Source organism: Vreelandella xerophytica, assembly GCF_968048975.1.
This window is the reverse complement of sequence record NZ_OZ309106.1, coordinates 1,996,019-2,008,575: the sequence shown is the minus strand read 5'-3', so window position 1 is coordinate 2,008,575 and position 12,557 is coordinate 1,996,019. Positions and strand designations below refer to the sequence as shown.

The 12,557-nt window shown below is 61.0% G+C and carries 11 protein-coding genes; 6 read left to right on the top strand and 5 right to left on the bottom strand.

What is annotated here, in order from left to right:
- Positions 1-8: 8 nt before the first annotated feature.
- The 5 genes from ACWF8S_RS09570 to ACWF8S_RS09550 form a co-directional block, all read right to left on the bottom strand.
- On the bottom strand, positions 9-809 hold the full coding sequence (locus ACWF8S_RS09570; RefSeq protein ID WP_447553097.1) for an ABC transporter ATP-binding protein: 801 nt from the start codon (positions 807-809) through the stop codon (positions 9-11).
- A complete protein-coding gene (locus ACWF8S_RS09565; protein WP_447556575.1) occupies positions 803-1,915 on the bottom strand; it encodes an MlaE family ABC transporter permease in 1,113 nt (370 codons plus the stop codon). The genes ACWF8S_RS09570 and ACWF8S_RS09565 overlap by 7 nt, the downstream gene beginning before the upstream one ends.
- An 80-nt stretch (positions 1,916-1,995) precedes the next feature.
- Positions 1,996-2,811 (bottom strand): IclR family transcriptional regulator, encoded by an 816-nt coding sequence (locus tag ACWF8S_RS09560; RefSeq protein WP_447553096.1) that lies wholly within the window; start codon positions 2,809-2,811, stop codon positions 1,996-1,998.
- Positions 2,812-2,897: 86 nt separating this feature from the next.
- Positions 2,898-4,106, bottom strand: coding sequence for a 3-oxoadipyl-CoA thiolase (locus ACWF8S_RS09555; RefSeq protein ID WP_447553095.1), 1,209 nt, complete (start codon positions 4,104-4,106; stop codon positions 2,898-2,900).
- A 20-nt stretch (positions 4,107-4,126) separates the two neighbouring features.
- Complete coding sequence (locus ACWF8S_RS09550; protein WP_447553094.1) at positions 4,127-5,650, bottom strand: 3-hydroxyacyl-CoA dehydrogenase; 1,524 nt, start codon at positions 5,648-5,650, stop codon at positions 4,127-4,129.
- Between the two features lie 369 nt (positions 5,651-6,019).
- On the opposite strand from ACWF8S_RS09550, the gene ACWF8S_RS09545 reads away from it, so the two are divergent.
- From ACWF8S_RS09545 to ACWF8S_RS09520, 6 genes are all read left to right on the top strand, one after another.
- On the top strand, positions 6,020-7,171 hold the full coding sequence (locus ACWF8S_RS09545) for an acyl-CoA dehydrogenase family protein (protein ID WP_447553093.1): 1,152 nt from the start codon (positions 6,020-6,022) through the stop codon (positions 7,169-7,171).
- On the top strand, positions 7,171-8,769 hold the full coding sequence (locus tag ACWF8S_RS09540; RefSeq protein WP_447553092.1) for a class I adenylate-forming enzyme family protein: 1,599 nt from the start codon (positions 7,171-7,173) through the stop codon (positions 8,767-8,769). Before ACWF8S_RS09545 ends, ACWF8S_RS09540 begins: the two co-directional genes overlap by 1 nt.
- The gene (locus ACWF8S_RS09535) at positions 8,769-9,239 is read left to right on the top strand and encodes a PaaI family thioesterase (protein WP_447553091.1); all 471 of its coding nucleotides are present in this window, start codon (positions 8,769-8,771) and stop codon (positions 9,237-9,239) included. Before ACWF8S_RS09540 ends, ACWF8S_RS09535 begins: the two co-directional genes overlap by 1 nt.
- Positions 9,236-10,621 (top strand): hypothetical protein, encoded by a 1,386-nt coding sequence (locus ACWF8S_RS09530; RefSeq protein ID WP_447553090.1) that lies wholly within the window; start codon positions 9,236-9,238, stop codon positions 10,619-10,621. The genes ACWF8S_RS09535 and ACWF8S_RS09530 overlap by 4 nt, the downstream gene beginning before the upstream one ends.
- 153 nt (positions 10,622-10,774) lie before the next feature.
- Complete coding sequence (locus tag ACWF8S_RS09525; RefSeq protein WP_447553089.1) at positions 10,775-11,524, top strand: electron transfer flavoprotein subunit beta/FixA family protein; 750 nt, start codon at positions 10,775-10,777, stop codon at positions 11,522-11,524.
- A 50-nt stretch (positions 11,525-11,574) separates the two neighbouring features.
- Positions 11,575-12,501: an electron transfer flavoprotein subunit alpha/FixB family protein gene (locus ACWF8S_RS09520; protein ID WP_447553088.1), complete on the top strand. Its 927-nt coding sequence runs from the start codon at positions 11,575-11,577 to the stop codon at positions 12,499-12,501.
- The last annotated feature ends 56 nt before the right edge of the window (positions 12,502-12,557 follow it).

Sequence of the window (12,557 nt, the reverse complement as noted above, 5' to 3'; positions counted from 1 at the left end):
GCGTCTCACTATTGATCAGAAGAAGAGGCGGCGGCCCGGCCCCGAGGGCCGTTGAAGTAGTCCTGGACCCAGTCGTCATCGGTTCGAGCGACGTTTTCCAGGGTGTCGGCCACCAGCACGCGCTTTTGTGACAGTACTGCTACTCGATCGCAGGCGGCGTAGAGTGTATCCAGGTCGTGGGTCACCAGAAAGACGCTGAAGCCCAGGGCGTCGCGAAGCGTAACGATCAGCTTGTCGAAGGCGGCCGCCCCGATGGGGTCGAGCCCCGCGGTAGGCTCGTCGAGAAACAGAATGTCCGGGTCCAGCGCCAGGGCACGGGCAAGGGCTGCGCGTTTGATCATCCCGCCCGAAAGGGACTCGGGGGATTGCAGCGCCGCCTCCGGCGAAAGTCCCACCAGCGAGAGCTTGATGCGCGCCAGATACTCGGCCTCTTCCCGAGGAAGCTTCACGTGTTCGATCAAGGGCAGGGCGATGTTCTCCTGCAGATTCAGTGAGCTAAACAGCGCCCCTTGCTGAAACAGCACACCGAAGCGGCGCTCCACCTGGCTTCGCTCGTCGTTGCTCAGCGTATTCAGGTCGGTGCCCAGTACTTCGATCGTGCCTTCGTCAGGGCGTTTCAACCCTACGATGCTTCGAAGCAGTACCGACTTGCCGGTGCCCGAGCCGCCCACCACGCCCAGGATCTCTCCTTTATTGAGGGTTAAATCCAGATCCTCGTGAACCGCGTGATCGCCAAAACGGTTGACCAGACCACGCACGTTGATAACGGGCTCGGAAGAACTCTCTTGGCTTTTGCGTTGGCTTACCATCCCATCTCCATGAAAAAGAGCGCGGCCAGAGCATCGATCAGGATCACCATGAAGATCGACTGCACCACGCTGGAGGTGGTGTGGGCGCCAACGGACTGCGCGCTCCCCGCCACCTTGAAGCCTTCCAGGCAACCAATTACCGCAATGACGAAGGCGAACACCGGCGCCTTGCTGAGGCCGACGAGAAAATGGGTGACGGAAACATCCTTTTGCAAGGTGTTCATGAATTGGGACAGCGAGATATCCAGCGACAGCGTCGCCACCATCGCCCCACCGACGAGCCCGCTCAGCATCCCCACAAACGCTAGAAGAGGCAGGCTGATCAGCATGGCCATGACCCGCGGCAGGACCAGCAGCTCGACAGGGTCGAGCCCGAGCGCCTTGAGTGCGTCGATTTCCTCGCTGGATTTCATCGCGCCCAGCTGGGCGGTAAAGGCGCTGGCGGTGCGCCCGGCCAGCAGTATGGCGGCCAGCAGAACGCCAAATTCGCGCAGAAAGGAGAATGCGACCAGATCGATGGTATAGATCGTGGCACCGAAGTCCTGGAGCACCGTAGCTCCCAGAAACGCGACCACCGCGCCCACCATGAAGGTAAGCAGTATCACGATAGGCACGGCGTTCAAGCCGCTTTGCTGGATATGGGCGACGGTGGCGGTGATACGCCAGCGCCGAGGAGACAACAGCAAGGGGATGAATGTGACCAGTACCAGCCCGATAAAGCCCAGCAGCTGGCGCTGCTGATGCCACAGGCCTTCTACCTGCGCACCGATACCGGCCAACGCCTGCGTGAGCCGGCTGGGCGTTTGGCGGTCGGGTTCAAGTGATACATCCATTGCCTCGGCAATGCGCTTGATCAGCGCCTGCTGTTCCTTGGGAAGCTCTCCCGCCCACGCATCGATCTCCTGCGCGCGTTCGACCCCCACCAGGTTGATGATCAGCGCAGCACCCGCCGTATCCAGACGCTCGAACCCCTTGAGCGACACGTCAGGGTGGTTATCTCTTGAGGTGGACTCAAGGGTCTTTTTTAACTGTGTGTAATGCTCAAGCGTCCATTCTCCCTGAAGGATCAGGGTTTCACCCTCACGTTTGACCCGCTCCTCCGGCATCCTTGCTCCCATGTGGCATTGTCCATCAAGCTTGTATGATGCATTCAAACGGTCGTTAGCGTAAGACCAGGAGAATCAGCTTAGCGCACTATACGGGGTTTGGGGGCGAATTCTTGTTTGATTTGAGTCGCAACTTCTTTAAGCCTCGGGCCCAGGTTATTGACCAGACGGTCATGCCCTAGACGAACGCTGGAACCGCCACAGTTGATCGCCATCACTTCGGCACCATCCTCCAATATCAACGGCATGGCGACTGCACTGATATCGCGCTGCCAATCCTGCTCGGAAAAACAGAATCCGTATTTGGCATAATCCTCCATGCTTTGCTCAATGCCTGCCTTCAAGGCGGGCCAGTCAGCCGAATGATGTTCGGCAAGCTCCTGAAGGGTCTGCCGCCGCTTTACTTCCGGCAGCCCGCATAACCAAGCCCGGCCAATGGCAGAGGTGGCAATGGGCAGGCGTGAACCCACGTCCAGACGAATGATCAAGGGGCCGCTGCCGTGGCAGGTTTCCAGATACACCATGTCATTGCGATCCGCGCCGCCCAGGCTCACATTACAATCAGTAGTATTGGCAAACTGCTGTAAATGAGGCCTTGCGACCTCACGGATGCCCATGTTGGCCAGAAAACGGTAGCCAAGTGCCAGAACGCCTGGACCAAGTCGGTATTTCTCCAGGTGGGTATTGTGCTGCAGGTAGCCAAGTTGAGTGAGTGTGTAAGTAAGTCTCGACACCGTTGGGCGGGGGATACCCGCTCGGTTCGAGAGTTCGGCGTTGCCTAGATACTCTTCACCGGTTCCAAAAGCGCGAAGCAGCTCCAGACCGCGGGCAAGCGCGGTCACAAAGTTACGGTCTTTACCGGATGACTCCGGGGCATCGGTATCGGTGTGTTGCATTTAGTCGTCCAGATAGGTGATGAATAGTGCTCATTGTTGCATATCTACTCTACCCAAAGGCAGCGTTACCCCCTTCAACGAAGCCTTTAAACGTCCAGCCGTTCGATAATGGAAGCGATACCTTGGCCCACCCCGATACACATGGTGACCAACGCGTAGCGACCTCCGGTGGCTTCCAGCTGGCGCAGCGCGGTGAGTGCCAGACGTGCTCCTGAGGCGCCCAATGGGTGACCGATGGCAATCGCACCGCCGTTGACATTCAGACGTGGGTCGTCGCTCGAAAGGCCAAGCTGCTGCACGCAGCCAAGCACCTGTACGGCAAAGGCTTCATTGATCTCGATCACGTCCATCTGATCAAGCGTAAGCCCCGCGCGTTCCAGTGCCTTCTTCGAGGCCGGTACCGGTCCCAGGCCCATCACACGAGGAGACACGCCAGCTACCGCATTGGCGACAATGCGTGCGCGTGGGGCAAGACCTGCCTTCTCGCCGGCCGCTTTCGAGCCGATGATCAGCGCCGCGGCGCCGTCGTTCAAGCCCGAGGCGTTGCCGGCGGTGACCACGCCGCCTTCAAACAGGCTGCCTAGCTTGGCGAGCTTGTCTTCAGTGCTTTGCGGGCGCGGATGCTCATCCTTGTCTATCAGCAAGGGCGGCTGTTTGCGTCCCTGGGGAACCTCGACACCCACGATTTCATCATCATAGAAGCCGTTTGCCAGGGCCTTCGCGTAGCGGGCCTGGGAGCGTGCGGCGAAGGCGTCGCTTGCCTCGCGGCCAATGTTCAGATCAAAGGCGATGTTATCGGCGGTTTCCGGCATGCTGTGGCTGCCGTACTCCTGGGCGATCCAGGGGTTGGGAAAGCGTGAGCCGATGACCGTATCGAACATGGGCTGGTGACGAGTGTAGGCAGACTCCGCCTTGCCCAGAACGAACGGGGCGCGGGACATGGATTCCACGCCACCAGCCAGAAACAGCTCGCCTTCGCCCAGTCGGGCGGCGCGGGCAGCATCCATCATCGCCGCCAGGCCGCTGCCGCACAGCCGGTTGACGGTCTGCCCCGCCACCTCGATGGGCAAACCTGACACGAGCCCGGCATGACGCGCCACGTTACGCGAATCCTCGCCGGCCTGGTTGGTGCAGCCTGCCAGAACGTCTTCGTAGCTTTCCGTCTTGAAGGGGTTGCGCTCGATAAGCGTCTTGAGGGTCAGACCAAGCAGGTCATCCGGGCGAATGGATGCAAGGCTGCCGCCGTGGCGGCCGAAGGGCGTACGGATACCGTCGTAGATGTAAGCGTCTTGCATGGAGGTTCTCCTTTTTTTGTTCAGCCGGTGGTCAACGAAATGGCGAGTTCGGCGCGGCGACGCAGCCAGGGGCTGGGGCGGTAACGGGGGTCACCGGTTGCCTCGAGCAGGTTGTCGAGGATGGTCAGGATGCGGGCCGGACCAAAGTGGTCGCCCATCTTCAGCGGACCGAAGGGGTAGCCGAGGCCGAGCTCCACGGCGCGATCGATGGTGGCGGGGGCGGCCACGCCCTGTTGGGCGATCTCGGCGCCCACGTTGACGATGCAGGCGGTGATGCGCTGCAGGACGAAACCATTGCTGTCCGCGAGGATGCTGACCGGCGTACCATCAAGATGAAGGAGGCTGGCGGCAGCGTCGACAACGTCTTTACGGGTCACGGGGGTGGCCATCACGCTACGGCGCTTGTCGAGCCCGGCGAGCATGTCCACGGCCACGCACTGCCGGGCGTCAAGCCCTTGGCGCAGGGCGCAACCGGTGGCGTCTTCGCCGAAGGGGGTCAGCAGGCAAAGCGCCTGCTCGGAGGGCATATCGCCACTTTCCAGTGTCCAGCCGGCGCTATTGACGAGATTCGCAAGCTTGTCGGCGCTTTCTGAATCCTCCTGGCTGATCCACACAGGACAGGCCGGCGCCTTTGCAATTCGGGGTTCTTCGGGTAGCTGTTGCTGGCCATCCACGTAACGGTAGAAACCTTCCCCGGTCTTGCGGCCCAGTAGGCCGGCAATGAGACGTTGGCGGGTCAAAGGAGAAGGGCGAAAGCGCGGCTCTTCGTAGAACTGGTGGTAGATGGACTCCATTACCGCGTGGGAGACATCCAGCCCGGTAAGGTCCAGCAGAGTGAACGGCCCCATGCGAAAGCCGCCCTGATCGACCATGATGCGGTCGATGGTGGCCGGGTCGGTCACGCTTTCGCCGAGGATGCGCAGGGCTTCGGTGCCGAAGGCGCGCCCGGCATGGTTGACGAGAAACCCCGGCGTATCTGTGGTCTGTGCCGTAAAGTGGCCCATGGCCTCACCCAGGGCGGTGATGCGCTGAGTGACATCGCTGTGCGTACGCAACCCCGGAATGACCTCGACGATCTTCATCAGCGGTACAGGGTTGAAGAAATGAAAACCGATGACGCGCTCAGGATGCTGGCAAGCCGCAGCAATCGCTGTGACTGAAAGCGACGAGGTGTTGGTAGCGAGCACTGCCTGCTCGCCCACAATGCCTTCCAGTTCGCTGAAAAGCCCCTGCTTGGCCTCCAGCTTTTCCACGATGGCTTCCACCACGATATCGCATCCAGCAAGCTCGGCAAGCGTTGCGGCTTCGTGCAGGCGCGCGCCGTATTGCTGCGCCTTTTCAGGGGTAATGCGCTGCTTTTCAGCGCTACGTGCCCAAAGGCCTTCTATAAACGTCCTGGCCTCCTTGACGGCTCCCTGCCGGACATCGAAAAGAATGACGTCAAGTCCGGCCTGGGCGGCTAACTGAGCGATACCCCGGCCCATGGCACCGGTTCCCACAATGCCGAGTCTGGTAAAGGAAGAAGGGGTCGATTCAATCGCCATACGCTGGATCCTCGCAGCAGTTAATGTCTTTTATAGGTTTTGGTTTTGCATTGCAAAATGGTGTTTCGATTATTGACTGCCATCCTAGGCTATGCAAAAGTGCCTGACAAGCAATGTGGACGTTGATTTCGCAACGCGAAATATTGCGGACCATATCCAAGATCAGCGCTTTTCAAAGCCGTTATCGAACAGCGTTCAAGGCGAGCAGCGTTCAAGGCGAACCGTGTTCAAGACCAGCATGGTTCAAGACGAACACTGTTCAAGAGTAGTGCTTTTAGGCGCTGCTTCATCAAACGTTGCGTCTGAAGCGCCATGATCTCAAGCGCTATTGCTAACCATAAAGCTAAACCTTTGCCGCCAGGAGCCGCCATGATTCGTGATCCCGAACTCATCACTCAGCTTGTCGATACCATTTCCCGTTTCGTCCGTGAACGCTTGATTCCCAACGAAGCACGCTTGGCCGAGGACGACGCGGTCCCTGCCGAACTGCTGGCGGAAATGAAGGAAATGGGGCTTTTCGGCCTGTCCATACCCGAAGAGTACGGCGGCCTTGGCCTGACCATGGAAGAAGAGGCGCTGGTGGCCATGGAGATCGGCAAGACCTCGCCGGCCTTTCGCTCGGTCTTCGGCACCAATAACGGAATTGGCGCCCAGGGCATTCTGATCGACGGCACCGAAGAGCAGAAAGCCCGTTACGTGCCGCGCTTGGCCACCGGCGAAATCCTGAGCTCCTTTTGCCTGACCGAGCCCGATTCCGGCTCTGACGCCGCGAGCCTGCGCACCACCGCGGTGCGCGATGGCGACCATTACATTCTCAACGGTACCAAGCGCTATATCACCAATGGTCCGGAGGCGGATCTTTTCACCGTGATGGCGCGTACCGACCCAAGCAACAAGGGAGCCGGCGGTATCTCGGCCTTCATCGTCGAAGGCGATACGCCGGGGCTCCACCGCGGCCCGTCGGACAGCAAGATGGGCCAGAAGGGCGCACATACCTGCGATATCATTTTCGACAACTGCCGGGTGCCCGCCGAGAACATCATCGGCGGCAAGGAAGGGCAAGGCTTCAAGACTGCGATGAAGGTGCTCGATCGTGGGCGGCTGCATATTTCGGCGGTCTGTGTCGGCGTTGCCGAGCGGCTGGTGGAGGAGTCACTCAACTACACCATGGAGCGCAAGCAGTTCGGTGCAGCACTTGCCGAGCATCAGCTGGTGCAGGCGATGCTGGCCGACAGCAAGACCGAGGCCTACGCGGGCAAGACCATGGTCATGGATGCCGCGCGGCGCAAGGATGATGGCGAGAACGTTTCCACGCTGGCCTCCTGCTGCAAGCTCTTCTGTGCCGAAATGGTGGGGCGCGTGGCGGATCGCGCGGTGCAGGTTCACGGCGGTGCAGGCTACATGTCGGAGTATGCCGTCGAGCGTTTCTATCGCGATGTGCGCCTGTTTCGTATCTATGAAGGGACCACGCAAATCCAGCAGCTGGTCATCGCCCGTAACATGGTGCGGGAAGCGTCCTGATGGCTCTGTCGGTTCCCTACCAGGCCCCGGACGAAGATATCTTCGGACAAAAGGCAAGCGAGCTGGTGGCCAATCTGCCACATCGGCTCAGCACTCGAGTGCTTGAAAACGCACAGCGCCTTGCTGACCATCCGGCCATCGTCGATGGCAACGTGCGCTGGAGCTACGCCGAGCTTGGCCAGGAGATACGCGCGGCCTGCCGGTGGCTTGAGCAGCAGGGACTTCGCCCCGGCGACCGATTGATGACAGTGAGCGAAAACTGCCGAGCCTTAGTGGTGCTGTTACTGGCCGCCAGTGAAATGGACATCTGGGTCGCGATCGTCAACTCCAGGCTATCGGCCCAGGAGATCGACCTGATCCAGGGTAACTGCCTGCCTCGGCGTGTCATTTACACCTGCGAGGCCTCGGCGGAGGCGACCCGTCACGCCGAGCGTCACGGCGCCGACCGCTATCAGCACCCCCAACTGGGTGGACTGGCCTTGTCGCCGCTATTTGACAGCGACCCGGAGCCGGTAAGCGAAAGCGGCGCCGATCAAGTGGCGGCGATGATCTACACCTCGGGCACAACCGGTATACCCAAGGGGGTCATGCTGACCCACCGTGGCATCCTTTACATTGCCTCGATTTCCGGTGGCATGCGCCACCTGCGCGAAGGTCAGCGTGTCTATGGCGTGCTGCCGATGTCACATGTATTCGGCCTCTCGTCAGTGTGCATGGGCTCGCTTTACAACGGTGCCTGTCTTTATACGGTGCCCCGCTTCGAGGCCGGACATCTTTTGCATGCGCTTGAAGAGGAGCGGATCAGCGTACTTCAGGGGGTGCCCGCAATGTATGCACGGGCGCTCGAGTATCTCAAACGCGAACAGCGCGTCTTGAAAGCGCCCGCGCTCATCTATATATCCGCTGGCGGCTCGCCGCTGGACAGCGACACTAAAACCCGGGTGGAGGACGTGTTCGATCTAACGCTGCACAACGGCTACGGATTGACCGAGGCGAGTCCCACCATCAGCCAGACCCGCATCGACGACCGCCACGTCAGCAACACCGTAGGACGGGTGCTGCCTCTTCTGGAGTACCGGCTGGAGCCGCTTGGCAATAGCGCCACGACCGAAAACGCCGGTGAAGAGGTGGGCGAGCTTTGGGTGCGCGGCCCCAACATCATGAAAGGCTACTTCCGTCAGCCCGAAGCGACGCGCAAGACCCTGACTGAGGATGGTTGGCTCAATACCGGAGATATCGCCCGGCTCGATCACCATGATCAGCTTTATATCGTCGGGCGCAGCAAGGAGTTGATCATTCGCTCGGGCTTCAATATCTACCCGCCGGATGTGGAGGCGGTCATCAACGAACACCCGGCGATCACGCTATCGGCCGTGGTGGGTCGCCAGGTAGCGGGTAACGAGGAAGTCGTGGCCTTTGTACAGGGTGAAACGGGAATCGAGGTCGACATGACCGAGCTGAAGGCGTTCATCGCCGAGCGTCTGGCACCTTACAAGCGGCCCACCCATATCGTACTGATGGAAGCGCTACCCTCGACCGCGACCGGCAAGATTCTCAAGGGGCGCCTGCGTGATCTGGCTCAGCAGGAGGGCGAGTGATGCGTTTAGCCGATGATGCTCCAACCGGTGCCGAGGTCGACGAGCCGGGCGGTTTCAACGACCTGTTGGGCTTCTACGTGGTCGAGTGGAGCGAAGAGCGTGCCGTGGTCGAGCTGACTCTGGAGGCCAAGCACATGAACCGCAGCGGCAACGTTCATGGCGGCGTGCTCGCGTCGATGCTGGACAACGCGCTGAGTCTGGCCGGGCTTTATTGCCCCGTGGACGGCAACGCCCGGCGCGCCGTGACGCTGTCGCTCAATACCACGTTTGTCGGCCCGGCCAGGCAAGGTGTGCTGCGGGCCACCGGGGTGCTGCGTGGCGGTGGTCGCAAGATCTACATGGCCAGCGCCGACATCGTCGATGAGCAGGGCAACCTGGTCGCCATGGGCGAAGGCTCGTTCAGGCGGCGCAGCGGCAGCGAATCTCTTGAGGGCGTGCCCATCGCGCAATTGAGAGAGCGTCGCGAGTGACCCTTGCCCGCCTGCGGGTCTCGCTTCTGCTGCTGGTCACGATCGCGACGCTTTTTCATCTGGTGGCCGGTGCCGATGTCGCAAAGGACATCGGTATCTCGGCGTTGATAGGCTATCTCGCTACCCTGGCCGGGCAGTTGAATCGCATGGCCAAGGGGCTGCTCATCGCCGCCGGCATTCTGAGCGTACTGGTGCTTTGCTACTCGCCTTCGCCGGGCTCGCTGCTTGTCGAGGCCGGCGGCCGCTTCGCCTTCTTCGCCACCTTCGTGGTGGCGTTGAGCATGATGCGCCTTCCCGCCTACCGCTCGCATCTGGTACGCCGCTGCGGCCAGGCCATGCTGCTGCAACCCCCGAGCCGCCGCTACCCGATCCTCTCGTTTGGCTCGATGCTGTTCGGCATCATTCTCAATATCGGTGTGTTGAACCTGTTCGCCGCCATGATCGAAAAGAGCAACACCCTCGAGGCGGCCCAGGGTCGCAACTGGGTGCGCAAGGCACGCCAACGACGCATGATGCTGGCACTGCTGCGTGGTTTTTCGCTGGCGCCACTGATCTCCCCCATGGGAATGGGCGTGGCCGTGGTGCTCTCGAGCATTCCACAGATTACCTGGCTGGAACTCGCCCCCTATATCCTGTCCGCGGCAGGATTGATCTTTTTGATCGGATGGGCAGTGGACTATGTGACCGGCCCCCATCCGCCCGCCAGCAGGGCCCTGCCGACGCCTTCGCTCAAGCCCCTTGCCCAGTTCAGCGTGTTGTTGACCGCCGTCGTGGCACTGGTGGTGGCGATTGCCTGGCTGCTTGAGGTGCGCCTGCCCATTGCTGCGCTGCTCGGCGCGCCCAGCGGGGCGCTGGCGTGGCTTGCCTGGCAACGTCGCCGCCTTGGTCATGCGGGAGTACCCGCCGCCGTCAAGACCCTGCATCGCCAGCTTCCCTGGCTGCTGACGCCCAGCGCCAACGAGATCGTGGTGCTGGGCGCGGCCGGGTACCTGGGACATCTGTGTATTGGCCTGGTGGACATGCAGACGCTGACGCCGCTAATGGCCATGTTCGACTGGCTGGGCGCTTATAACGCCATCCTGACCATGCTCACGGTCCTGGGGCTCGCTCAGTTGGGTGTAAACCCGATTGTCACTGTCACGCTGCTGGCGGGGCTTCTTCCCACCCTGAACATCGACGGCTTTGCGCCGGTGATCATTGCCGCCTCTTTGATGGTGGGGTGGGCGCTGGCACTGATGTCCTCGCCCATGACGGCGTCGATGGTGATTCTGTCACGCTTTACCGGCGTCTCCGCGATGCGGATCGGCTATCGATGGAACGGCCGGTTCCTTATCGCCACCGTGCCGCTTCTGGCGCTCTTGCTTGGGCTGTTGTCATTTTGATGCTCCAGGGCTGTCATCGGGAAGCGCTTGACGTTTACGCGAGGTTTTTTTACTTTTAAGCCATAAAGTTGAAATTGTGTTTTGCTTTGCGGAATTTGAGGCGTTCTAATTCGTCGCTATGTCCGTGAAACCTTGAATCAGTCTGGAGCCTTTATGAAAATTCTCGTCGCGGTAAAGCGCGTCATCGATTACAACGTCAAGATTCGCGTCAAGGCGGATCATTCCGACGTGGATCTGACCAACGTCAAGATGGCCATGAACCCCTTCTGCGAAATCGCCGTGGAAGAGGCAGTGCGTCTCAAGGAGAAAGGCACGGCCACGGAAGTGGTCGCGGTCTCCATCGGCCCGAAATCCTCTCAGGAACAGCTGCGTACGGCGCTCGCACTCGGCGCGGATCGGGCGCTGCACATCGAGACCGATGAGCGCGCCGAATCCCTGGCGGTGGCCAAGCTGCTGGCCAAGGTCGTGGAAGAAGAGCAGCCGGGGCTGGTGATTCTCGGCAAGCAGGCAATCGACACCGACAACAACCAGACCGGGCAGATGCTGGCGGCTCTGACCAACCTGCCCCAGGGCACCTTCGCGTCCGAAGTGGTGATTGACGGTGACCAGGCCAACGTCACCCGCGAGATCGACGGCGGCCTGCAGACCGTGGCGCTGACGCTGCCGGCGATCGTCACCACGGACCTGCGCCTGAACGAGCCGCGCTACGCCAAGCTGCCCGACATCATGAAGGCCAAGAAGAAGCCGCTGGAGACCCGGACGCCGGCGGATTACGGCATCGAGATGGCCTCGAAGGTCAGCCTGTTGAAAGTTGAAACGCCGGCGGAGCGCAAGGGCGGATCAAAGGTCGCCTCGGTGGACGAGTTGATCGACAAGTTGAAAAACGAAGCCAAGGTTCTTTAAGAAGGCTGCGTTACCCGATTCTTTTCCCCGCTTTTCAAGGAGTACATACCATGAGCATTCTGGTACTTGCCGATCTTCACGAAGGACAGCTGGCCAGCGCCACCGCCCACGTCGTGGGCGCCGCCCGCCAGATCGGGGGTGACATCGACGTGCTGATCGCCGGCGAAGGCGTCCAGGCCGCAGCGGATGCCGCCGCGACACTCGACGGCGTGAGTCGCGTGCGCCTGGCCGATCACAGTGTTTACGCCCACCAGCTTGCCGAGCCGCTGAGTGCGCTGATCGTGGCCCTGGCCGACGACTACACGCACATTCTGACCAGCGCCTCCACCACGGGCAAGAACGTGTTGCCGCGGGTCGCCGCGCTCAAGGACGTCAGCCAGCTGTCCGAAGTCATGGCTGTGGACAGCGCCGATACCTTCAAGCGCCCCATTTACGCGGGGAACGCGATCGCCACGGTGAAAAGCGACGACGCCCTCAAGGTGATGACCGTGCGCACCACGGCGTTCGACGCGGTGAGTGAGGGGGGCAGCGCCCCGATCGACACCGTGGACACGGTGGTCGAGAACGCCCAGTCCCGGTTCGTCAACCAGGCGTTGGCTCAGTCCGACCGGCCGGAGCTGGGCGGCGCCAAGGTCATCGTTTCCGGCGGTCGGGGCATGGGCAACGGCGAGAACTTCAAGCTGCTGGACGGCATTGCCGACAAGCTGGGGGCGGCGGTGGGCGCCTCCCGCGCCGCGGTGGATGCGGGGTTTGTGCCCAACGACATGCAGGTGGGCCAGACGGGCAAGATCGTCGCCCCGGATCTTTACATCGCGGTGGGCATCAGCGGCGCCATCCAGCACCTGGCAGGGATGAAGGACTCGAAGGTGATCGTGGCGATCAACAAGGATGACGAGGCACCGATCTTCCAGGTGGCGGACTACGGGCTGGTGGGGGATCTGTTCGAGCTTCTGCCGGAGCTCGAGAGCAAGCTGTAAGTCGCTTTAATACCAAGGCCCCGACAGGGGCCTTTCGCTGATCTGACGTTGAATGA